At 47.9% G+C, this 22,876-nt stretch carries 18 protein-coding genes and 1 riboswitch; of the genes, 15 read left to right on the top strand and 3 right to left on the bottom strand.

The features are described from left to right. Nucleotides 1-42 precede the first annotated feature (42 nt). Nucleotides 43-123: riboswitch (cyclic di-GMP riboswitch) on the top strand. 258 nt (nucleotides 124-381) lie between these two features. Both C3B52_RS24375 and C3B52_RS24380 read left to right on the top strand, forming a co-directional pair. Continuing rightward, nucleotides 382-936, top strand: coding sequence for a DUF5317 domain-containing protein (locus C3B52_RS24375; protein WP_103108983.1), 555 nt, complete (start codon nucleotides 382-384; stop codon nucleotides 934-936). A 67-nt stretch (nucleotides 937-1,003) separates the two neighbouring features. Next, the gene (locus C3B52_RS24380; RefSeq protein ID WP_235615844.1) at nucleotides 1,004-2,248 is read left to right on the top strand and encodes an HD-GYP domain-containing protein; all 1,245 of its coding nucleotides are present in this window, start codon (nucleotides 1,004-1,006) and stop codon (nucleotides 2,246-2,248) included. A 41-nt stretch (nucleotides 2,249-2,289) separates the two neighbouring features. On the opposite strand, the gene C3B52_RS24385 is transcribed toward C3B52_RS24380, so the two are convergent. Further along, nucleotides 2,290-2,829, bottom strand: a complete 540-nt coding sequence (locus C3B52_RS24385) for a histidine phosphatase family protein (protein WP_103108985.1) — start codon at nucleotides 2,827-2,829, stop codon at nucleotides 2,290-2,292. Nucleotides 2,830-2,996: 167 nt separating this feature from the next. Here C3B52_RS24385 and C3B52_RS24390 point away from each other — a divergent pair, with 167 nt between their 5' ends. The 3 genes from C3B52_RS24390 to argH all read left to right on the top strand — a co-directional run bounded on the left by C3B52_RS24390 (nucleotide 2,997) and on the right by argH (nucleotide 6,305). Beyond that, complete coding sequence (locus tag C3B52_RS24390) at nucleotides 2,997-3,428, top strand: DUF4760 domain-containing protein (protein ID WP_103108986.1); 432 nt, start codon at nucleotides 2,997-2,999, stop codon at nucleotides 3,426-3,428. Between the two features lie 175 nt (nucleotides 3,429-3,603). Continuing rightward, nucleotides 3,604-4,863, top strand: a complete 1,260-nt coding sequence (locus C3B52_RS24395; RefSeq protein WP_103108987.1) for an argininosuccinate synthase — start codon at nucleotides 3,604-3,606, stop codon at nucleotides 4,861-4,863. Beyond that, nucleotides 4,860-6,305 (top strand): argininosuccinate lyase, encoded by a 1,446-nt coding sequence (gene argH / locus C3B52_RS24400; RefSeq protein ID WP_103108988.1) that lies wholly within the window; start codon nucleotides 4,860-4,862, stop codon nucleotides 6,303-6,305. The genes C3B52_RS24395 and argH overlap by 4 nt, the downstream gene beginning before the upstream one ends. A gap of 131 nt (nucleotides 6,306-6,436) precedes the next feature. Here the strand turns inward: argH and C3B52_RS24405 are convergent, their stop codons facing one another. Next, entirely contained in the window at nucleotides 6,437-7,594 is a 1,158-nt protein-coding gene (locus C3B52_RS24405; RefSeq protein WP_103108989.1) for an iron-containing alcohol dehydrogenase, read from the bottom strand. A 347-nt stretch (nucleotides 7,595-7,941) separates the two neighbouring features. Here C3B52_RS24405 and ftsE point away from each other — a divergent pair, with 347 nt between their 5' ends. From ftsE to C3B52_RS24435, 6 genes are all read left to right on the top strand, one after another. Then, a complete protein-coding gene (gene ftsE / locus C3B52_RS24410; protein WP_103108990.1) occupies nucleotides 7,942-8,628 on the top strand; it encodes a cell division ATP-binding protein FtsE in 687 nt (228 codons plus the stop codon). After that, a complete protein-coding gene (ftsX, locus tag C3B52_RS24415) occupies nucleotides 8,618-9,514 on the top strand; it encodes a permease-like cell division protein FtsX (RefSeq protein ID WP_103108991.1) in 897 nt (298 codons plus the stop codon). The genes ftsE and ftsX overlap by 11 nt, the downstream gene beginning before the upstream one ends. 26 nt (nucleotides 9,515-9,540) lie before the next feature. After that, entirely contained in the window at nucleotides 9,541-10,740 is a 1,200-nt protein-coding gene (locus C3B52_RS24420) for a murein hydrolase activator EnvC family protein (RefSeq protein ID WP_103108992.1), read from the top strand. A 93-nt stretch (nucleotides 10,741-10,833) separates the two neighbouring features. Next, the gene (locus C3B52_RS24425; protein WP_103108993.1) at nucleotides 10,834-12,315 is read left to right on the top strand and encodes a S41 family peptidase; all 1,482 of its coding nucleotides are present in this window, start codon (nucleotides 10,834-10,836) and stop codon (nucleotides 12,313-12,315) included. Between the two features lie 101 nt (nucleotides 12,316-12,416). Further along, entirely contained in the window at nucleotides 12,417-13,685 is a 1,269-nt protein-coding gene (locus C3B52_RS24430) for a PDZ domain-containing protein (protein ID WP_103108994.1), read from the top strand. Nucleotides 13,686-13,876: 191 nt separating this feature from the next. Beyond that, nucleotides 13,877-15,574 carry a hypothetical protein gene (locus tag C3B52_RS24435; RefSeq protein ID WP_235615850.1) on the top strand — a complete coding sequence of 566 codons (1,698 nt, stop codon included), beginning with the start codon at nucleotides 13,877-13,879 and terminating at the stop codon, nucleotides 15,572-15,574. A 69-nt stretch (nucleotides 15,575-15,643) separates the two neighbouring features. Here C3B52_RS24435 and C3B52_RS24440 read toward each other — a convergent pair whose 3' ends face one another. Next, nucleotides 15,644-16,573, bottom strand: coding sequence for a flagellar hook assembly protein FlgD (locus C3B52_RS24440; protein ID WP_103108995.1), 930 nt, complete (start codon nucleotides 16,571-16,573; stop codon nucleotides 15,644-15,646). Nucleotides 16,574-16,757: 184 nt separating this feature from the next. On the opposite strand from C3B52_RS24440, the gene uvrB reads away from it, so the two are divergent. The 4 genes from uvrB (at nucleotide 16,758) to C3B52_RS24460 (ending at nucleotide 22,752) form a co-directional block, all read left to right on the top strand. Further along, nucleotides 16,758-18,734, top strand: a complete 1,977-nt coding sequence (gene uvrB / locus C3B52_RS24445; protein WP_103108996.1) for an excinuclease ABC subunit UvrB — start codon at nucleotides 16,758-16,760, stop codon at nucleotides 18,732-18,734. A 15-nt stretch (nucleotides 18,735-18,749) separates the two neighbouring features. Next, nucleotides 18,750-21,617 carry an excinuclease ABC subunit UvrA gene (gene uvrA, locus C3B52_RS24450; protein WP_103108997.1) on the top strand — a complete coding sequence of 956 codons (2,868 nt, stop codon included), beginning with the start codon at nucleotides 18,750-18,752 and terminating at the stop codon, nucleotides 21,615-21,617. Nucleotides 21,618-21,733: 116 nt separating this feature from the next. Further along, complete coding sequence (locus tag C3B52_RS24455; RefSeq protein WP_103108998.1) at nucleotides 21,734-22,363, top strand: HD domain-containing protein; 630 nt, start codon at nucleotides 21,734-21,736, stop codon at nucleotides 22,361-22,363. Between the two features lie 23 nt (nucleotides 22,364-22,386). Beyond that, nucleotides 22,387-22,752, top strand: a complete 366-nt coding sequence (locus C3B52_RS24460) for a phage holin family protein (RefSeq protein WP_103108999.1) — start codon at nucleotides 22,387-22,389, stop codon at nucleotides 22,750-22,752. The last annotated feature ends 124 nt before the right edge of the window (nucleotides 22,753-22,876 follow it).

Genomic DNA, 22,876 nt, shown 5'->3' on the forward strand with positions numbered 1-22,876 from the left:
ACTATGATTGCCGAATTTTGTCACTTATGTGTAAAATATAGGTATGAAAGTGGCAAAGAAGTACGGACTCTATTTGGTCGCTTGGTCCGTATGGAGCCAGTAGCGAATCCGCCCTTTTTCGGAATGGAGAAAGGAAATAAGGACAGAGGCTGTATCTGGTCGCTTGGCCTCTGTTTCTAGGACAATAGCGAAGCCAGCTTTCTCCACTATAATAAAGGAGGGGAAAAAAATTATGAAAAAATGGGTTGCAGCAATTATGATGGTGGCAGCGATCGTAGCAGCTACTTCTGCAAACTGGACTTCTTGGTAAAAATATAAGTGGTATTGCGGAAAAACACCGCTTTTTAGTGGTGTTTTTTCACTATTATTGGGAGGGCTTGTATGACCGACGTAGTAGTTCTGTCATTTGCCATAGCCTTAATCCGAAGAGGCAAGATTAGTAGTTTCCCAAAGTTCTATTTTATATGGGCCCTGATTGTCAGTGTCGCCTTGCAGTTCTGTTCACAGCTCATTCCAACCTGGTCAGGCATTTTTGTTTGCTTGTCCTACTTGTTTGTCCTCGTTTTTTTCATCAGCAACCGACAGCATGAGGATATGCGAATTTTTATGATTGGCTGGCTGTTAAACGCACTCGTCATTTGGGCAAATGCTGGAAAGATGCCGGTTGACCTTGAACAGGCGAGCAAACTGTCGTATCCGATCGACGCGTTAATTAATGGTACCGATTTCAAACATATTGCCCTTACTGCAGAGACAAAACTATCTTTTCTGGCAGATATCATATACAAGCCGTTTATCATTCCTCGTGTAATTAGTATCGGTGATATATTTATTATGCTGGGAACCTTCTTATTGGTGCAGCGCCTGCTGAATAAACCTATATCTCTAATAAGGCTGAGAGAAGGAAAAAACTATGCGGTTAAACATTCAAAGTGATCAGATATTCAAACAGTTAATTATATATCTATGTTTTCCCGCACTCGTTTTTTTCGTGGTTTTTTTAGTGCTGCCTCAGTGGGAAGTAAAAAATAACATACCTGTTTTGGTTGCTTTTACTCTCCTAACAATCGTTTGTTCGTTTACGCCGTTCAAGACACCGAATGCAACGCTGACGTTGAATAATGCAGTGATCTTGTCAGGATTAATCCTTTGGGGTAGCTGGATTGCAATCTGGTCATGTTTGCTGGAGGCTCTGATCCTTGGCGTATTGTTTCGTTCATCGGTAACGAGGGCACTTGCAAATGCAGGTCAAATGCTTTCTACTGTATTGATCGTAGGCTGGATTCAAACAAGTCTTGGCGGTTATCTCATACCGTGGCCCATTTCGGATCTTTTTATTGTTGTTACATATTTTATAGTGAACACACTGCTTTGCGCGGTTTTGGTTTCTTATTACGGAAAAGTATCGCTGATAAATGCCATATCGAATATGCTCAAAAACGGCTCCGCTACGTATATCATGCTGCTAGTGGTTGGTGGACTTGGGGCTAGACTTGTAGATGCTTACGGGATCTTATCATTGATCCCACTGGTAGCTATCTTTCTCATCATTAGTGTTGTGTTGCGTCAATATTATGAGAGCATGCACAAACTGGCGCAAAATATGGAAGAGGTCAAAACCTTTAATCACAAGTTCCTGACCGCGATGGCCGCATCAATCGACGCCCGAGATCGCTATACAAGCGGCCATTCTCAGCGGGTAGCTCATTGGGGTAGAGAGATAGCCAAGGAAATTAGGCTGCCAGCTGATAAAGTAGAAGAGATTTACGTTGGTGGAATCTTGCACGACATCGGTAAGATCGGTATTGAAGATGAGATTCTCAATAAAAAAGGAAAATTAACACCAGAGGAATACGACAAGATCAAGCAGCATACGGTGATTGGATACGAGATCATATTACAGGCTGGCATGTTTAATGAGTTACTTCCGGCGATTCGCTCCCATCATGAGCGAATAGATGGGCGGGGGTACCCCGATGGCCTGGTTGGCGATGAGATTCCGCAAATGGCAAAAATCCTGGCAATCTCAGATGCATTCGATGCCATGGTGGCGGATAGGCCGTATCGGAAGGGCTTGCCTGTAGAAGAAGCTTTGCAGGAAATCCGGCGAGGGTCGGGAACTCAGTTTGATCCTGTATTGGCAAGTCATTTTATCAAGCTTGTGGAGAGACTGCCGCGAGAGGAATTAGAAAGTATTATCGGACAGGAAACGAATCCTAAAAAACAGTTGCAGGAGGCGACCCACTAAAGGTGCCCCTTGTAACTGTTTTTATTTGCTTATGTGGAATGTTAACCCCAGATTCGTTTGATATGACGCTCTGTATCGGTGCAAGTCAACAAATAGACATCGGGATTACTCATCTGCTGCCAATCAGAAAACCCAAATCGATCATCAACAGATTTCAGGAGTAGACTGAGCAAGCCCCCATGCGAAACGATGACAATATGCTGGTCCTCATTCGTAAGAAGCTCGTCTACTACTTCGCTTGCTCGCTGCATAGCAGTCAAGCTGGACTCACCACCTTCGTAGCAAAGGGAGAGATCTTGGAACGTATCTCGCAGGCGATCTAGCCAATCGTCCATATGGTGCGAGGACAATACACGTTCCTCCAGGCGTTGATCGAGTTCAATAGGGATGCTTCGTTTGCTGGCTACAGGCTGTATCGTGGCGATCGCCCGATGAAAAGGGCTGGAAACGATCCGGTCAATCGCCATATCTTCGAAGAATGAAACCAACTGCTCAGCTTGCTGGATGCCGGTTTCTGTTAGGGGAGCTGCTGCTTCCTGACCAGTAGCCTGACAATGCCGGATTAAATAAATTTGCTTCATGAAAGCCTCCTGCTCCTTATTTTTAGAAGACAATAATAGGAAGTCATCTGTATTCATAGTGTATCATCATTTTGCCTTGGAAAAGTCGTCTGTGTTCGCTTGTATCGGTGGGGAAAACGATCCATACTACTAGTACATTCCATTTTTTTGAAGAGGTGTAAAAAGAGATGGTCCCTACCTATCAGGATGCAGAAATGATCCTAAAATTGTATGAGCAGTTTGAATCTGAGCGACTGCGTGCAGCCAAAGCATGGTTTGGCCGAGAGCTTTCATCTGAAACAATCAATCCCGAAGCGTTTTGGACGCGTTTCCCAAAAGGCAGTGAAGGCTTTACACATTTTGTAGCCCTGTATGGCTTCTTCGAGATGGTGGGTGTATTGCATAAAAACGGTCTTATACATCCAGATTTACTATTTGATATGTGGTTCATCAACGGCTTTTATCAAAAAATGTATCCGATCATTGCAGATTGGCGAGCACAGGGCGATATTCACATTGCAGAGAATTTCGAGCGCTTGGCTATAGCTGAGCTGGACTGGATTCGCAGGCATAAAGGCGCGGAGTACGTACCGCAAGTCGCTTATGCAGGTCACCACTAATAAAACGAACAGCAGCCGGACGAGACGAGGATCTTGTTCGGCTTTTTTCTATATTTGCCTTCCTGAAATTGTCTTATAAATTAAAACAAAGATCAAAGAAAAGGGGTTGTATTTTTATTAATCCGTTTGTATAATTACTCACATAAGAGATACTTCGAAACGGGGAGAGAGAATAATGGCAAAAGATAAAATTGTGTTGGCCTATTCGGGCGGTTTAGATACATCTGTAGCAATCAAGTGGCTCCAAGAAACATACAACTATGATGTTATTGCGGTTGCACTGGATGTTGGGGAAGGAAAAGACCTCGACTTCGTTCAGAAAAAAGCGCTGCAGGTGGGTGCTTTGAAATCGATCGTAGTAGATGCAAAAGAAGCATTTGCGGAGGAGTTTGTTCTGCCAGCATTGAAAGCAAACGCGATGTACGAAGGCAAATACCCATTGGTATCCGCTCTGTCGCGTTACCTGATTTCTCGCGTGCTGGTTGAAATCGCTGAAAAAGAAGGCGCTGTTGCGGTTGCGCACGGCTGCACAGGAAAAGGAAACGACCAAGTACGCTTTGACGTTTCTTTCACAGCCTTGAACCCAGATATCAAAATCGTGGCACCTGTTCGTGAGTGGGGCTGGACGCGCGATGAAGAGATCGAATATGCGAAAAAGAACAACATTCCTATCCCGATCGACCTCGACAATCCATACAGTATCGACCAAAACCTGTGGGGCAGAAGCTGCGAGTGCGGCGTACTGGAGGATCCATGGGCAGCGCCACCAGAAGGTGCTTACGATCTGACGAAGTCCATCGCAGATGCGCCGGATGAGGCAGAAGAGATCGAAATCACGTTTGTACAAGGCAAGCCAACTGCGCTGAACGGTGAAGAGCTGCCATTGTCCGAGCTCATTTTGAAGCTGAACAAAATCGCTGGTAACCACGGTGTTGGCCGTATCGACCACGTAGAAAACCGCTTGGTTGGTATCAAATCCCGTGAAGTATACGAAACACCTGCTGCAACTACATTGATTTTGGCTCACTGTGAGCTGGAATTCTTGACGCAACCGCGTGAAGTAGCAGCATTCAAGCCAATCGTGGAGCAAAAATTGGCGCAAGTGATCTACGAAGGACTGTGGTTCTCGCCAATTCGCAATGCGGTTCAAGCATTCATCGAAGAGACACAAAAACACGTAACAGGCGTAGTACGCGTGAAGCTGCACAAAGGACATGCGATCGTTGTAGGCCGCAAATCCGCTTCCTCGCTCTACAGCCATGAGCTGGCAACCTACAATGCTGGCGACCAGTTCGATCATAAAGCAGCGCTCGGCTTCATCAAGCTGTGGGGTCTGCCAACCAAGGTATACGCACAAGTAAACGAAGGTGTTCTGCACGAAAACATGAATACCGACATCAAGATTTTGGATGAAAAGGATGCGATCAAGCAATGAAACTCTGGGGAGGACGCTTCACGAAGCCGACGAATCAGCTCGTAGAAGAGTATACTGCTTCTATTTCTTTCGACCAGAAAATGTGGCGACAGGACATCGTCGGTAGCCTAGCACATGTAGCTATGCTGGGTAAGTGCGGCATCGTACCGATGGAGGAAGTCAGACAAATCATTGCTGGTCTGAAGAAGGTAAAAGACAAAATCGAACGTGGGCAAGCCGAGTTCCTGGTTGCTCACGAAGATGTTCATATGAATATTGAAAAGATGCTGATTGAGGAAATCGGACCGGTAGGGGGCAAGCTTCACACCGGCCGTAGCCGCAACGACCAGGTTGCACTCGATATGCACCTGTACCTCAGAGAAAAGCTGATGGAGATTATCCAGCTGGCGATGTATCTGCAGGAAGCGTTGATCGAGCAGGCTAATCAGCATCTGGATACAGTAATGCCTGGATATACCCATCTGCAACGTGCGCAGCCGGTATTGTTTGGCTACCACTTGATGGCGTATGTATCCATGCTGCAACGCGACATCGAGCGTATGACAGAAACCTGGAAACGGGTGAATGTTTTGCCGCTTGGCGCAGGCGCATTGGCAGGGACTACCTTCCCGATTGATCGTACGTTTGTAGCGGAAATGCTGCAATTTGACGGCATCTATCAAAACAGCATGGATGCGGTAAGTGATCGTGATTTTATCGTGGAATTTTTGGCTGATTCCTCGTTGGTCATGACGCACTTGTCCCGTCTGTGTGAGGAATTGGTTATTTGGAGCAGCCAGGAATTTTCTTTTGTAGAGCTGGATGATGCGTTCTGCACAGGCTCCAGCATCATGCCACAGAAGAAAAACCCGGATGTAGCAGAATTGGTACGTGGAAAAACAGGGCGTGTATACGGCAATCTGTTTGGCTTGCTGACAGTTCTGAAGGGCTTGCCTCTTGCCTACAACAAAGACATGCAGGAAGACAAGGAAGGCATGTTTGATACGGTAGCGACGATTCACGGTGCTCTCGCCTTGCTGACACCGATGATTCAGACCATGCAGGTGAGAAAAGATCGGATGCGTCAGGCTGTGACCAACGACTTCTCCAATGCTACTGACCTGGCAGATTATCTGGTTCGCAAGGATATGCCTTTCCGTCAGGCTCATGAAGTAGTAGGCAGAGCGGTTCTGTACTGCATCGAGCAACAAAAATATCTCTTGGATATGTCATTGGAAGAATTCCAAGGCTTCTCCGGCGTCATCGGTGCAGATGTGTATGATGCACTGGCGGTAGAGACAGTAGTCAACGCACGTAACGTAATGGGTGGAACGGCTCGCAATCAGGTAGAATCGCAGATTGCTTGGTACCGCGAGAAGCTCGTCGACACGCACGCATGGGTAGACAAAAATAGTCAAAAAGTCATGATTGAATCTTTGATTGATGTTGGGGCACCAGCGTGATATAGTAATACTTAATAAACGGATAGGCGATTCGCCTGCCCGTTTATTTTTTTGTACAAGCTATCGTGTAAAACGCAAAAAATGCCGAACTCCCCCGAGGGAGCGCGGCATTTTTTTAAAAAACTATCCGTTTACAGCGACATACGCAAAATTTGCGCCACATCTTCACTCGACAGCTTTTTGAAGTTGCCGATCGGTCCATATGGTGTCGCTTTTTCTGCCATTAGCTGCAGATGCTGATCATCGATCTCGTAGTCAGCCAAGCGGGTAGGGGCACCGATTCTGGCAAAGAATGCTTCCGTCGCAGCAATTCCTTCCAACGCAACCTCGTCGTCAGTTTTTCCAGTAGGATCGACATTCCATACTTCTACAGCAAAACGGACAAAGCGTGCAACGTTTTCACGATACACATAGCGCATCCATTTCGGGAAAATGATAGCCAAACCGCCACCATGCGGTATGTCATAGACGGCACTTACCGCATGCTCAATGGAATGAGTTGCCCAATCTGTTTCTACCCCGACTGGCAACGTTCCGTTCAGTGCCATGGTTCCGCAATAGAGGATATTAGCGCGTGCGTCGTAGTCTTCCGGATTTGCCAGAACGCGATCCGCGTTTTCAATCACCGTTTTCAGAATCGATTCTGCGAAACGTGTCTGCAGTGGTACCTCTGGTGTATGGGTAAAATATTGTTCAAATACGTGCGACATGATATCGCTGATTCCATAGATGGTTTGATCGTGTGGAACGCTGAACGTATTTTCAGGGTCTAAGATAGAGAAGGCAGGGAACGTCGTAGATGCTCCATGCTTTTCTTTTGTATCCCAATTGGTTACGACACTGCCTCTGTTCATTTCAGAGCCGGTTGCAGCAAGGGTAAGGATAGTTCCTAAAGGAAGAGCTTCCGTAGCCAGTGCTTTGCGCGTATAGAAATCCCATACATCGCCTTCGTAAGGAACGCCGACAGCGACTGCCTTGGCTGCGTCTATAACACTTCCGCCGCCTACTGCCAAAATCCAGTTGACGCCCTCCTGACGGCAAAGCTCAATTCCCTTTTTGACAGTGCTGAGGCGTGGATTCGGTTCTACACCAGATAGCTCGAGCACGCGGCAATCAGCCTCTTGTAGAAGGGAGACGACTTTTTCATAGAGGCCTGTACGCTTGATACTGCCTCCTCCATAAACCAGCAGGACGGTTTGACCGAGTTGCTCGGCTTTTTCTTTCAGCATGGACAGCTGGCCCCGGCCAAAAATCAATTGCGTAGGGTTATGGTAGACAAATGGATTCATCATGCATGCTCCTTTCCACAGTTCACTCCCACTCATTGTAACGAACAGAGTAAACGGATGCTAGCTGACGATGTGCTGCCGGGACTTTCAGCACAAATCATGTCGTTTTGAAGCGAATTGAAGCGGTTTCGACAAGAAATGAGAGATTTAGTGGATTCCATCAGCGAATGACGGTGGTATAATAAATAAGATGGATTTTCTCGCTGTTTTTAGGCAAGGTTTGGCAGCGGGCTAGAAAGAGATGAGGGGAATTGTCGATTTGCCTTGATTTAACGGTGTTTTCGACAAGATAAAATAAATCAGGATCAAGAAAAAGAATGGATCTGACAATGTAGGATGTGATTGACTTGATCGAAATGTTTGACGTTTGGAAGACGTACCCAAACGGTACAAGTGCGTTAAAAGGTGTAAACATTCGGATTGAAAAAGGCGAATTTGTGTATGTGGTGGGTCCCAGCGGTGCAGGGAAATCTACTTTTATCAAATTGATGTATCGGGAAGAAAAGCCGTCAAAGGGTCAAATTTTCTTGGGTGGCTTCAATGTCAGCCGGATCAAGGAACGCCAGATTCCCACGGTTCGTCGCAGTATTGGTGTTGTATTCCAAGATTTTAAACTATTGCCAACGCTCACCGTATTTGAAAATGTAGCATTTGCGATGGAAGTAATCGAGAGCAATCCAAAGCAGATCAAGCCCCGCGTGATGGACGTATTGGGATTGGTCAAGCTGAAGCACAAGGCAAAAATGCTGCCGAACGAGCTATCTGGGGGAGAGCAGCAGCGTGTAGCACTGGCTCGCGCATTGGTTAACAGTCCAGGCATTATTATCGCCGATGAGCCGACAGGAAACCTTGACCCGGAGACTTCTTGGGAGATTATGAAGCTGTTTGAGGAAATCAATCAGCGTGGTACGACTGTTGTCATGGCGACGCATAACCGCGAAATTGTCAACACGATGAGAAAACGGGTCATAGCGATCGAAGCTGGACAAATTGCCCGTGATGAGCAGAGAGGGGAATACGGTTATGAAGATTAGAACGCTAGGGCGCCATGTCCGTGAAGGGGTCAAAAACCTCGGGCGGAACGGCTGGATGTCGTTCGCTTCAATTAGTGCCGTAACGTTTACCCTGTTCATTCTCGGCGTATTCCTCGTATTGGCTATGAATGTGAACTTTTTTGCTCAATCCGTGGAAAAGCAGGTGGAGATTCGGGTATTTATGGCGGATCTCACTACAAAAGAAAGCCTGCAGCAATTTGAACAAGATGTACGTGCTTTAGATAAAGTGGAGTCCGTCCAGTTCATCTCCAAGGATGAAGGCTTAAAGCAGTTCCGCGAGAGCATGGGGGAGAAGGCTTATTTATTTGACGGATTAGAAAAAGGAAATCCGCTGCCGGACGCCTTTGTTGTTAAAGCAAAAATGCCTCAGGACACGGCAGTCTTGGCAGCTCAAATCAAGCAAATGAAAAATGTCAGAAGCCTGAACTATGGAGAAGGCACAGTAGAAAAGCTGTTTGCAGCAACAGATACCGTGCGAAACGTAGGAATCGGCTTCATCATCGGGCTAGGCTTCACAGCGATGTTTTTAATTGCCAATACGATTAAGCTGACGATCGTTGCGCGTCGCAGGGAAATCGAAATCATGAAGCTCGTTGGGGCAACAAACTGGTTTATTCGCTGGCCTTTCTTTGTTGAAGGGCTGCTCATGGGTATCACCGGGGCATTGATTCCAATCATTATCCTAGGTGTGGGCTACTACTATCTGCTTGACGCAATCAAGTCGAGCTTTGAAGCAACCCAACTATTTACACTGTTACCATTGTTCCCGCTTGTGTATCAGGTAGCACTTGCTTTGCTAGCAATCGGTGCGTTTATCGGGATCTGGGGAAGCTTGGTGTCAGTCCGTCGCTTCTTGCGAGTTTAATATTTAGATAACGTGGGAGGAGTATCATGAGGAAGAAGGTCCTGCTAACTCTCTTGATCGCCGGTCTCGTGGCCGGATCTGCAATCCCGACAAACGTAAGCTGGGCAGCTAGTAAAGCATCTTTGGACAAGATTAATCGGGAACTAAAAGAGATACAGAAGAAAAAAGAGCAGCAAAAACAGCAAGTGAAGCAAACTGAGCAAAAAATCAGCGCTGTACAAAAGGAACAAAAGGATTTGCAAACCGAGCTGATGCAGATTGATTTGCGTCGTAACGAGACACAAAAAAAACTGGACAAGCTCGAAGTACAGATGAATGAAACCACAGAAAAAGCAGCGCAAGCGCAAGACAATCTGGATGAAGCAAAAGAACGCGTAGCACAGCGGGAAACCTTGCTGAAAACACGTGTGAAATCCATGTATGAGCGTGGAAAGGTTTCTTATTTAGACGTGCTTTTGGGCTCGTCTGACTTCGGTGATTTCCTCACACGTATGGAAGGGCTGCAGTTGATTTTGGAGCAGGACACCCGCATCCTGGAAGACAACATGCGTGACAAAGAAACGATTGAAGTGAAAAAGAAAGAAATCGATCATCAATTGACCGTCTACGCTGGCATGCTTGACGAAGCAGAGAATCTCAAAGCTGAATTGGACAAGCAGTACAAGCACAGTCTGGTGGTAAAGGCAGAGCTGAAGAAGAAAGAGTCTGCTTTGGAAGAAGATTTGGAGCAATACGGACAGCAGCTGCTTGCCATCACCAAAGCGGAATCAGATAAATATGCTGAACGTGTCCGGGCGATGAGCAGCAGTAGCAGCGGATACAAAGGTGGAAAGCTGGGTCTTCCAGTCGCTGACGGACAATTCCGCTTCAGCTCGGGCTTCGGGATGCGAACAGACCCGTTTACAGGCCGGTCAGCTGGGCATAATGGAGTAGACATGGCAGCACCAAAAGGAACGACGATTATGGCAGCAGCCAATGGAGTAGTTATCTTTGCCGGATACTCTAACGGCTTTGGCAATACGGTCATGATTAAACACAGCTCTGAGATTACAACTCTTTATGGACACATTCGTGAGGGCGGTATCAAAGTTTCTGTGGGACAATCTGTATCAAAAGGACAAAAGATTGCCGAGGTCGGCTCTACTGGACGATCTACCGGAAATCACGTTCACTTTACCGTTTATAAAAACGACGTTGCTGTCAACCCGATGCCGTACCTGAAATAGCGAGGTGTACGGCCAGACAAATATTGCTAGCCGGAGTTGCATACAATAGCAGCATATCTTTTCACCGGTAGCACAAAGGATGGTGACGTAACAGTGAGATGGAAAGGGCGTACCGTACTAGCGGTTGTGCTCATCTCGATGGTGGCCAGTAGCTTCTTGACCATGGCGATGATGAAGACTTCTGCTAGCGCTAATGCGAATCAGAACGGGGCACTTACTGCATCGAGCAATAAGCTGTTCCAAACAACAGGGGCAGAATATCCTCAGGAGTTCAAAAAGCTGTACGAAGCTTTTTCAGCCATCAAGAAGGAATACATCCAAAATGTCACCAATGATCAGTTGGTAGAGGGCGCAATTGGGGGCATGGTAGGCTCCTTGGAAGATCCATACAGTGACTACATGGACCCACGCTCTGCAGAGCAATTTACGTCTACTCTACATTCCACGTTCCAAGGAATTGGGACGGAAGTTACGCTACAAAATGGACGGGTAACCGTCGTTTCTCCATTCAAGGATTCTCCTGCGGAACGTGCAGGTCTGCGGCCAAATGATCAAATCCTGAGTGTAAACGGTGAGTCGCTTGAGGGCTTGGATCTGAATCAGGCCGTCATGAAAATTCGCGGACCTAAAGGAACGAAGGCCGTTTTAACAATCGCTCGTGCAGGTGTAGCTGAGCCGATCACGATCGTGTGTGTACGCGATGACATTCCGATCGAGACAGTGAACAGCCAAATTATCGAGAAGAATGGCGTTAAGGTTGGTGTAATTGGAATTACCCAGTTCTCTACTGAGACAGCAAAACACTTCAAGGATCAATTGGCGTCTTTGGAGAAAAAAGGCATCGGTGGATTGGTTATCGATGTACGCGGAAACCCAGGCGGCTACTTGCTTGCGGTAAAGGAAATCGGCGAGATTCTCGTTCCAAAAAAGGGAGTCATCGTCCAAATCGAGTACGGAGCTGGCGGACAGCAAAAAGAAGAGTATCGCTCGACGACTGACGCAGCCAAGCCGTATCCGATTTCTCTCTTGATTAACGGAGGAAGCGCAAGTGCTTCGGAAATTCTCGCAGGCGCTTTGCGTGACAGCGGAAACTATAAGCTGGTAGGCGAGAAGAGCTTTGGAAAAGGTACAGTCCAAAGCACCATGGAAATGGCAGATAAGAGCCAGCTGAAGCTGACGATTGCCAAATGGGTTACGCCAAAAGGCGAATGGATTCATAAAAAAGGAATCGAGCCTGATTTCAAAGTAGATCAGCCTGCGTATTTTAACGCTGTTCAACTGCCGGCTGATAAAGAATTGGCTCGGGACATGGCAGGTAATGAAGTGAAAAACCTGCAGCTAATCCTGAGTGGATTGAATCTATCGCCAGGACGAGATGATGGCTACTTTGACGAAAAAACAGAGCAAGTAATCAAGCAGTTCCAAACTTCACACAAGCTGCCTGCGACAGGCAAGGTAGACGCGGCTACTCGTACACAATTGGAGGAGGGCTTGCGCAAAGTAATGCGTGACCCGCAAAACGACCTGCAATTGCAAAAAGCGATCGACGTTGTCAGCCTGAAGCAGCCAAAATAATCCATAGCACTCGAGGCAGGGAATTCCCTGACTTTCGTAGAAATGGTAACCACGGTAAATCACATGCCGTGGTTTTTCTTTTTCCATTTGAGGTGAGGCAATTGGCGATACAGGCAGATATGCTCTCCATTGCATATGGATTTGCTGCATTTTTTCTCAATCCAATCTTTTACGTATTTCTGATCTTTATTTATCTGCATTACAGGCGGCAGATGAATCTGGAAAGACAGTTGTTTGCTGCCCGTATTCAGTCACCGCTACTTTCCACGATTCGGTCGGTAGGAATGGGACTGGCAGGCGGTCTTTTGATTTCCGTGCTGGCCGCAGGACTCGGTGTGGTTGTACAGGCACAAGATTTATGGATTTTATGGGGCCTCGCTCTGATTATGGCGCTCATACGTTTACGGTTTCTCTGCTTTGCCTACGCGGCAGGCTTGCTGACGGTTTTGCATGCGATCGCGCAGGTTTTCCCGGGGGTATCCGATGTAGCAGGAATTGGCACCGTCTGGGAAATGCTTCGTCAGGCGAAGCCATTGCCACTTTTGGCACTCGTTGCGATCATGCATTTGATGGAAGCGATGCTTGTTCGTTGGAATGGGGGTCGTGATGCGTCACCACTGTTTGTAGAAGGGCAGCGCGGCCGGATTGTAGGTGCGTATTTACTTCATTCCTTTTGGCTGACGCCATTGGTGCTGTTCGTCCAAATGGAGCCAGGAGCATTGAGTGGAGCGCTTTATCCAGGCTGGCCCTTCTTTTCACCAGGTGCAGCTTCGTTTGCTCTAATGCTGCTGCCGACCGTGACCGGTTTTTCGGACATGACCCAGACGATGACTCCGCGTATGAAAGCAGAGAAAGTCGCGGGGCAATTGGCTATTTATGCGGTAGTATTATTGGCTTTGACGGCACTTGCCGTGTGGTTCTGGCCGCTTTTGCTAGTAGCAGGACTGTATGCCCTTTTTGGACACGAAGGCCTGTTTTTCCGAAGCCAGTCCCAGGAGAGAAAGCGCTCGCCGTACTTTATACAGTCTTCACGAGGAGTCAAGGTGATGGGAGTCATCCCTGGCACACGAGCAGAAGAAATCGGAATTGTACCGGGAGAAATCATCGTCAAGGTGAATGGTATCCCTGTCCGTAACAAAGAAGATTTGTATCCAGCGCTGCAGGCCAATTCAGCCTTTTGCAAAATGGAAGTACTGACGCATGACGGGGAACTGAAGTTTGTGCAATGTGCTGTTTATGCAGGGAATCATCATCAATTGGGGATCATCGTGGTTCCTGATTCGACGACGCGTGTTTTTGTAGACTTGAAGCGAGCGAGTGTTGTGCAGCTGATCAAGCAAAAGCTGGAAAAGCTGAATATCGGAGCATAGGCGAAGAGAGGGAGAGATTGGACACGCAGGATAGGGTGTCTGTCTCTCTCGTTTTTGTACTGCCTGGAAAATAGCGCACCCTTTTCAATAAAAATTTTTTTCTTGAATAGCCTGTTTATTCGCAAAACTAAATACGTGGTCGTGCGTCTGAATGTAAGAGGAAAAAAGAGGGAGTGAAATTGGTTGTGTCGATGATAAAAAAGCCTGTTCTCTGTGTACTTACAACAGCGTTAGTGGCAGTGAGCTTATATACGGCACCTTTTGCCGGAGCGAGTACAGAAGCAAGTAAGGGTCAAATGGCTCCATGGAGTGCCCAAGCAGTGGTTGCTGTTCCTGTGCAGGTGTCAAAAGGTGTGCAGCAGCTCGTGCGTTTAGTCCCCGAGCTCGCCAGTCGGCACGTCATCTTTGGTGGTGATGTGGATGGACCGGGGGTGAGTGGCGTCCAGGTAATCTTTTCGAAAACAGCTGTGCGAGATGAAAACGCGAAAGAGGATCAAGCAATCTTTGATCCACAAACAGGGAACCTCTTGGTGCTGGATTTGCAGCCGAATACACTGACGAAGCCTGCTTTCCCAACTGACCAGGTAGCTAAAACAAAAGCTCAGGCTTTTGTAACTGGATTACTTCCTCCTGGCCATGCGTATCAGCCAAGAGAAGTGACACGTGCAGATGACCTGTTGACTGTCAGGCTGGTACGGAAGCTGAACAATGTCGCTCTGGATGACGACTACGACGCTATGGTCAGCTTTGACCGGGCTGGAAGAATCGTGTCGTTTCGTACGTTTGATGGCAGGCTGTATGAGAAAATCAGTCTGGCTTCACTCCCCTCTCCACAGCGTGTCATCTCTGCACCGCAGGCTTTGCTTCGATTCAAAGAGAGCAAGCCGTTGGAGCTGGTGTATCTGCTCTCCCAGGTAAATCAGGGAGAGTCTCCGGTTGAAGCAAATCTGGCCTATGTAGTGAAGGATGGCGTCATCAATCAGACGTTCTCAGGAAGTGCGTTGGATGCTTTCAGCGGAAAAAGGCTGATCGAGTCAGTAAATACAGTCAAACTGCCTGTGCAAACCATCAGCATGACAGGAACAGGTGAAAAATGGATCGCGCAAACAAACCAGCAGGCTAGTGAGCTCATCAGATCATTAATACGCAAGGAGACTGACAAACTGCCGCTTGCGACATTTACAGAGAACTACGGTGATGGACAGGAAAGGCGCCTTTTTATTTGGGGGCAATTTGATGAAGGAATCAAGGATCAGGATAAACAATACATGATCGGTCAATTTGCACGTGGCACCAGCAAAGACAAGCGGCTCCATATTCTTCTGGAGACGAACGCCAAGACAGGACAATTGATGAGACTGGTAATAAAGGATGGGAATGATCTGAATATCCAAACCGATAAAAAGCGTGATTGGAGAGAGGCTGAGGCGCTGTTAAAACGCTTGATTCCGGCCGGAACCAGTCAAATGCGGATGAAAGACGTAGGGGATGCGAATTATACGCTCATCACTGCTGATCCTCTCTTGAATGGCATTCCTGTTTATCTGGCAGGACAGCAGAGCGAAGAAGGTATGTATACCATGAAGATGAATTCTTTCACCGGAGCATTGGAGGAGCTGATCTTGGCATCCCCTTCTGTCCTGCGTGCTCCTGACAAATCAAAGGCAATTACAGAACAAGCGGCTGTTGATCAATTACTCAAGGCATATCCGCTTGAGCTGACCTATATTCACCTAACAAATTTGCAAACCGGTGAAGTCACCTGGAAGCTTGGCTACGATCTATCTTTCCGCCAGACACGTTCTCATTGCTTCTGTGGCGGTGAAGCCAAGGTGGATCAGACTGTTTATGTCGATGCGATAACAGGGAAGGTTATTGTGAAGGAATAAAGTGGTGCGATGTGAGAGTAAAAACAATAAGCCGCGGCCTTCTGAAAAAAGAGGGACGCGGCTTTTCTATTATGCGTTTGCTTCAAAGCCATTGATTTGGTTCAAGGCGACCTTTTTGCCATCCTCAAGCACGAATTCGACGAGACCGTTTTTCATGCTGACGGCTTTGATAATGCCCGACAGGTTGTTTGTAGAGGTCGATCCATCTGAATTCGTTTGACCTTCGTTATACGTAACCGTGTAGCCGATCATCTGAGCGTACTGGAGTGAGTTGCTCATGGTCTTGCTCTCCGGCTTGACAGTCATTCCAACAATTTTATCCAGATTTACAGTAGCTCCGCTTTCCAGCTGGAATTCGGCGGTGCCATTTTTCATCGTAAAGCCGCTAATGACGCCATTTACGATCTCGTCTACTTCGGTGATGTCGTCGGTAGTTGCAGGATTACCATCCTTGTCTACACTTTTAGTTACTTTGTATGAAATATCTTTACCGATCATTTCGATGAACTTCACGCTGCTGTCCAGAGCACTACCGGTCATTCCCTGTGACTCAAGACCTTTTACATCGGCGAGTGGGATCGGCTTGGATTCGCCAGCCATTCGGAAATAGATTTTTCCGCTATCCATATAAACTCCCTGGAGGAGACCTTTCTTGGTCTGAGTGGAGGTCTCGCCTGTGAGCTCGTCTTTTGTCGTGAGCGAGTAGGTAGCTGTGCGACCAACGAGTGATTCATACTTCTCCAGCGTCAGCATGCTGTTGTTGGATTGCTCCATGAGGGAAGTCATTTTCGTAATTTTTTCGACCATGGTCATCATGCTCGTCTGTTGAATAAATTGGGAGTTATCCATTGGAGACATTGGGTCCTGATGCTTCAACTGCTCCAGCATTAGTTTCATGAAGGCGTTGGAATCGAGCTCTGTTGTGAACTCCTTTTTGCCTTTAAAGCTCATATGTGGTTGTACAACGTTATTTTTAACGGTGGTTCCGCTATCTGACATGAGAATCCTCCCTGAAAGTGGCGAATCTATCAATACGATGCGTATATATGCTTCCTGTTTCATTATCGGTAAAACTTGGCTTGTGATGAAGACAAACATTTGTTCGAATTTCCGGCTTATAATAGCCGTAATTGTGTTATAATGGAAATAGAAACAGTCATGCAACGAGGAGATGAACGAGGGAATGGAGCGTTTTGAATTGGTATCGGAGTATCAACCGTCCGGTGACCAGCCGACTGCCATTGCCGAGCTGGTAGCGGGCATTCAGGCCGGGAAGCGACACCAGACACTACTGGGTGCGACGGGTACGGGAAAGACCTATACAGCAGCCCAGGTGATTGCTCGGGTGAACAAGCCGACGCTGGTGATGGCGCACAACAAGACATTGGCTGCCCAGCTGTGCGCGGAGTTCAAGGAATTTTTCCCCAATAACGCAGTAGAATACTTCGTCAGCTACTATGACTACTATCAACCAGAAGCATACATTCCCCAATCGGATACGTTTATTGAAAAAGACTCCAGCATCAACGATGAGATCGACAAGCTCCGTCACTCTGCTACCAGTGCATTGTTTGAACGGCGCGATGTCATCATTGTCGCATCTGTCTCCTGCATCTATGGTTTGGGTTCGCCCGAGGAGTACAGGGAGCTGCTCTTGTCCTTGCGTGTAGGCATGGAAAAAGGACGGGACGAGATTTTGCATCGCCTGGTCGATATCCAGTATACACGCAATGATATCAACTTCACCCGCGGTACTTTCCGTGTACGTGGTGATGTCGTAGAGATTTTCCCAGCTTCCCAGAGTGAACAGGCGATCCGGGTCGAGTTTTTTGGTGACGAGATCGAGCGCATTACGTCCATTGATGTTTTGACCGGTGAAATTCTAGGGCAGCGTGATCATATCGCTATTTTCCCTGCTTCTCACTACGTGACTCGCGAGGAGAAGATGAAGCTGGCTGTTCAGAGCATTCAGGCTGAGCTGGAAGAGCGACTTGCCGAGTTCCGTGAAGCAGGCAAGCTTTTGGAGGCACAACGGCTGGAGCAGCGTACGCGCTACGATATTGAAATGATGATGGAAATGGGTTTTTGCTCTGGAATTGAAAACTACTCGCGCCATTTGACGGGCCTGCCTGCTGGAGAAGCACCGTATACACTTATGGATTACTTCCCGGATGACTACCTTGTGATTATGGATGAGTCACATATGACGTTGCCGCAGGTACGAGCGATGTATAACGGAGACCGCGCCCGCAAAGACGTGCTGGTAGAGCATGGGTTTCGTCTGCCGTCAGCACGGGATAACCGCCCGCTCAAGTTCGAGGAATTCGAAAAGAAAGTGAATCAGGCGATTTATGTTTCCGCGACCCCGGGCAATTATGAACAAGAGCACTGCCCAGAAGTGGTGCAGCAGGTGATTCGTCCAACAGGGCTGATTGACCCGACGATCTCTGTTCGCCCTATCAAGGGTCAGATTGACGATTTGATCGGTGAAATTCATGCGACGATTGCCAAAAATGAACGGGTGCTGGTAACGACTTTGACAAAGAAAATGTCGGAGGACTTAACAGATTACCTGAAAGAAATCGGAATCAAGGTACGCTATCTCCACTCAGATATCAAGACGATTGAGCGGATGCAAATCCTGCGCGCGCTGCGTTTGGGTGAATTCGATGTTCTAGTCGGGATCAACCTGCTGCGGGAAGGCTTGGACTTGCCTGAGGTATCTTTGGTAGCCATCCTTGATGCAGATAAAGAGGGCTTCTTGCGCAATGAGCGCTCCTTAATTCAGACGATTGGCCGTGCTGCCCGTAATGCGGAGGGACGTGTACTCATGTATGCGGACAAAATGACGGATTCCATGACGTCTGCGATCCGCGAGACAGAGCGCCGCCGTGCGATTCAGGTTGCTTACAATGAAAAGCATGGAATTACGCCGCAAACGGTGAAAAAGGCTGTTCGTGAAGTGATCGAGGCTACCAAGGTAGCGGAGGAAAAAGCAGATTATTTGCCACACGCAGACTTCAAGAAAATGCCGAAAAAAGATCGCCTAGCGGTTATCGAACGGATGGAAGAGGAAATGAAGGAAGCAGCGCGCAATTTGATGTTCGAGCGCGCGGCAGAATTGCGTGATTTAATTCTTGAGCTGAAGGCTGAACTCTAAGGAGAGATTTTTTTCATGCCATTAGAACATATTGTGGTAAAGGGTGCTCGTGCCCATAACCTGAAAAATATTGATGTCGTAATCCCGAGGGACAAATTCGTCGTGCTGACGGGTTTGTCCGGCTCGGGTAAGTCTTCCCTGGCCTTTGATACGATTTACGCGGAGGGCCAACGCCGCTATGTGGAGTCTTTGTCTGCCTATGCCCGTCAGTTTCTCGGGCAGATGGACAAGCCGGATGTAGACTCGATTGAGGGACTTTCACCGGCGATCTCTATCGATCAAAAGACGACTAGTCGCAACCCGCGCTCCACGGTAGGAACTGTTACGGAAATTTATGACTATTTGCGCCTGCTGTATGCGCGCGTGGGCCGACCGATCTGCCCAGATCACGGAATTGAAATTCAGTCCCAAACGATTGAGCAAATGGTTGACCGCTTGATGGAGTTTCCTGAGCGTACAAGAATGCAAATCCTGGCGCCGATGGTACAAGGCCGTAAAGGAGAGCATGTCAAGCTTCTGGAAGACATTCGCAAGCAGGGCTTTGTTCGTGTGAGGGTAAATGGTGAGATCACTGATTTGTCCGAGGATATCAAGCTGGAGAAAAACAAAAAGCATAACATCGAGGTTGTCGTAGACCGGATCGTTGTCAAACCGGATGCGCAGGCTCGATTGGCGGACTCGCTGGAAACCGCGCTTCGTCTGGCAGATGGCAAGGTCATTGTCGATGTTATGGAGCAAGAAGAGCTGCTGTTCAGTGAAAAGCACGCTTGCCCGATTTGCGGATTCTCGATCGGGGAGCTGGAGCCGCGGATCTTCTCGTTTAACAGTCCTTTTGGCGCTTGCTCGGAGTGTGATGGACTCGGAGTTAAGCTGGAAGTCGACCCTGATATGGTCGTTCCTGATGGGACCAAGACGTTGAATGATGGCGCCATAGGAGCGTGGGAGCCAAAATCCTCGACCTATTACCAGCAGCTGCTGGAGTCTGCCTGCCGTCATTTCGGCATTCGCATGGATGTTCCCTTTGAAGAGCTGACGGCCGAGCAAGCCCAAATTCTCATGTATGGAAGCTCGGGTGAAAAAATACAGTTCCGCTATGAAAATGAATTTGGGCAAGTTCGAGAAGCAGTCGTACCGTTCGAAGGCGTCATCCCGAATTTGCAGCGCCGCCATCTGGAAACAAGCTCGGATTACATTCGTGAACAAATTGAAGGCTTCATGAGCCAAAAACCTTGCCCGGTCTGCAAGGGGCATCGTCTGCGTCAGGAGAGCCTGGCTGTGAAGGTTGGCGATCGAAGCATTTCCGAGCTGACGACGTTGTCAATTCTCGATGCTCATCAGTTCGTGAATGATGTTGAACTGACCGAAAGAGAAGCCAAAATCGCCAATCTGATCGTAAAGGAGATCAAAGCTCGACTCAATTTCTTGATTGATGTAGGGCTCGATTATTTGACGTTGAGTCGTGCTGCCGGGACGCTGTCTGGTGGGGAAGCCCAGCGGATTCGCTTAGCGACACAGATTGGCTCGAGCTTGATGGGGGTTCTATACATTCTGGATGAGCCTAGCATCGGGCTGCATCAGCGTGACAATGCGCGACTGATCAAGACATTGGAGCACATGACTAAGCTGGGCAATACGCTAATCGTCGTCGAGCATGACGAGGATACAATGATGGCTTGTGACTATATCATCGACATTGGCCCTGGTGCGGGCATACATGGTGGGCAGGTAATCGCAGCAGGTACGCCACAGGAAGTCATGAAGGATGAAAAGTCACTGACGGGAGCCTATTTGAGCGGGCGTAAATTCATCCCGGTACCAATGGAACGCCGCAAGCCTTCGGATAAATGGATAAAGATCGAAGGGGCAAAGGAAAACAATCTGCAGAATGTGACCGCGAAATTCCCGTTAGGGGTGTTCGTTGCCGTGACAGGGGTTTCTGGTTCGGGAAAAAGTACACTAATAAATGAAATTTTGCAAAAGACACTGGCTCGTGACTTAAATGGTGCCAAAGTCAAACCTGGAGAGCACCGCCGAATCGTCGGACTTGAGCATCTTGATAAAGTCATTGATATTGACCAGTCGCCAATCGGACGGACTCCACGCTCCAATCCGGCTACGTATACCGGTGTATTTGACGATATTCGCGACTTGTTTGCGTCAACCAATGAAGCAAAGGTACGTGGCTACAAGAAGGGGCGTTTCAGCTTTAACGTCAAAGGCGGACGTTGTGAAGCGTGCAGCGGCGACGGGATTATCAAAATTGAAATGCACTTTTTGCCGGATGTTTATGTACCGTGCGAGGTGTGCCACGGCAAACGATATAACCGTGAAACGCTTGATGTGAAATACAAAGGCAAGAGCATCGCAGATGTACTTGGAATGACGATTGAGGATGCCGTAGAGTTTTTCCGCAATCTGCCGAAAATTGAACGCAAGCTGCAGACCATCGTTGACGTAGGCTTAGGCTACATGACATTGGGGCAACCAGCTACGACACTTTCTGGCGGTGAAGCACAGCGTGTGAAACTGGCTTCTGAGCTGTACAGACGCAGCACAGGGCGCACCCTGTATATTTTGGACGAACCGACCACAGGACTGCACACAGACGATATTGATCGTTTGCTCAAGGTTCTCCAGCGTCTGGTGGACAACGGTGATACTGTACTTGTCATCGAGCACAATCTCGATGTTATTAAAACAGTAGACTACGTCGTTGATCTGGGACCTGAGGGTGGTACTCGCGGCGGCACGATTGTTGGTACAGGTACGCCTGAAGAGGTAGCCAAGCTGGAGGGGTCCTATACAGGGATCTATCTGAAGCCTATTTTGGAGAGAGACAAAGCACGTACGGTTGCCAAACTAGAGCAGCTTGTTTCCAAATAAAATGGTCGAGGCGCCTTCTCACAAATGAGGGGCGTCTTGTTCGTATGTACGCAATTTGCGATAATGGCAATGATCTGCTTGTAAGAAGCGTATAAATAGGGAGAGGGGGAGAAGCGATGGAATATATAGCCGAAGCACTTGCTGCCCTGCCTGCTGACTTGGTTGAGGAGGCTCGTAAGCATTTTGATGGTCAGGACCCCGCTCATGATTGGCAGCACAATTTGCGTGTGATGGCAATGTGCGAGCGAATTGGACGTGAGGAAGGGGCAGATATGACGATTCTGCGCTTGTCTGCTTTGTTGCATGATATCGGAAGAGCTGAGGAGCGGCGTACGGGGGAATGTCATGCTGAGATCAGTGTTCGTGTGGCAGGAAGCTGGTTAATGGAGCGGGGGATGACCGACGGTTTCATTTCACGTGTGCAGTCTACGATTCTCGCCCATCGTTTTCGCAAAGACCGTCCGCCAGCTACGCTGGAAGAACAGATCCTCTTTGATGCAGACAAGCTCGATTCGATCGGGGCTATCGGTGTGGGACGTGCTTTTGCATACTCAGGAGTACTGGGACAGCCGATTCAAGCGGATGATCCCGATCAGCATACCCCTGCGAAGGAGTTTGCCTGGAAGCTCCAGAGAATAAAAGAGAGACTCTACACCAAAACAGCCCAGCAAATTGCGATAGACCGGCATCTTTTCATGACCGAGTTTTTTGAGCGATGGGAGCAAGAAATACAAGGAATTCGTTAAATAAGAAGAGAGGGGGAGAGAACATGATTCGGTGGATAATCAAGCTGTTGTTAAACGGTGCGGCCCTGCTGTTGATCAGTGACTGGTTTCAGTCGATTGTCGTTGCGAACTTCAAGGTAGCTGTCTTTGCATCACTTGTCTTGGGCGTAGTGAATACCATGATCCGACCAATCTTGACGTTTTTTACGTTACCGCTACAGCTCTTGACGATGGGTCTGTTTTGGTTCGTAATCAATGCCGTTACCTTTGCTTTAACCGCCTACTTTATTGATGGCTTTGAAGTGGGACCTTGGCCGGATAATATCGGTACGATTATCATTGCGGCTGCGCTTATGAGTCTTTTTGGCTGGTTGATCGATTTGGTTGTTGGCAGACCAAAAGAAAGATAAGCAAGAGAACAGCAAAATGCCCGCATTTTCTAGGAAAGAAGATGCGGGCTTATTCGTATAGATGGAAAATTCTATCTATTTTGTGCACTTACCTACTTCTTTTCTTCTCTCATGTGAGGCGGGG

Source organism: Brevibacillus reuszeri (assembly GCF_002897295.1).
Classification (GTDB): Bacteria; Bacillota; Bacilli; order Brevibacillales; family Brevibacillaceae; genus Brevibacillus; species Brevibacillus reuszeri_A.

What these genes read in the sequence shown, in the direction of transcription:
- C3B52_RS24375 (WP_103108983.1), top strand. Translation starts at nt 382, where the DNA reads ATGACCGACGTAGTAGTTCTGTCATTTGCCATAGCCTTAATCCGAAGA.
- C3B52_RS24385 (WP_103108985.1), bottom strand. Translation starts at nt 2,829, where the DNA reads ATGAAGCAAATTTATTTAATCCGGCATTGTCAGGCTACTGGTCAGGAA.
- C3B52_RS24390 (WP_103108986.1), top strand. Translation starts at nt 2,997, where the DNA reads ATGGTCCCTACCTATCAGGATGCAGAAATGATCCTAAAATTGTATGAG.
- C3B52_RS24395 (WP_103108987.1), top strand. Translation starts at nt 3,604, where the DNA reads ATGGCAAAAGATAAAATTGTGTTGGCCTATTCGGGCGGTTTAGATACA.
- argH (WP_103108988.1), top strand. Translation starts at nt 4,860, where the DNA reads ATGAAACTCTGGGGAGGACGCTTCACGAAGCCGACGAATCAGCTCGTA.
- C3B52_RS24405 (WP_103108989.1), bottom strand. Translation starts at nt 7,594, where the DNA reads ATGAATCCATTTGTCTACCATAACCCTACGCAATTGATTTTTGGCCGG.
- ftsX (WP_103108991.1), top strand. Translation starts at nt 8,618, where the DNA reads ATGAAGATTAGAACGCTAGGGCGCCATGTCCGTGAAGGGGTCAAAAAC.
- C3B52_RS24420 (WP_103108992.1), top strand. Translation starts at nt 9,541, where the DNA reads ATGAGGAAGAAGGTCCTGCTAACTCTCTTGATCGCCGGTCTCGTGGCC.
- C3B52_RS24435 (WP_235615850.1), top strand. Translation starts at nt 13,877, where the DNA reads ATGATAAAAAAGCCTGTTCTCTGTGTACTTACAACAGCGTTAGTGGCA.
- C3B52_RS24440 (WP_103108995.1), bottom strand. Translation starts at nt 16,573, where the DNA reads ATGTCAGATAGCGGAACCACCGTTAAAAATAACGTTGTACAACCACAT.
- uvrB (WP_103108996.1), top strand. Translation starts at nt 16,758, where the DNA reads ATGGAGCGTTTTGAATTGGTATCGGAGTATCAACCGTCCGGTGACCAG.
- uvrA (WP_103108997.1), top strand. Translation starts at nt 18,750, where the DNA reads ATGCCATTAGAACATATTGTGGTAAAGGGTGCTCGTGCCCATAACCTG.
- C3B52_RS24455 (WP_103108998.1), top strand. Translation starts at nt 21,734, where the DNA reads ATGGAATATATAGCCGAAGCACTTGCTGCCCTGCCTGCTGACTTGGTT.
- C3B52_RS24460 (WP_103108999.1), top strand. Translation starts at nt 22,387, where the DNA reads ATGATTCGGTGGATAATCAAGCTGTTGTTAAACGGTGCGGCCCTGCTG.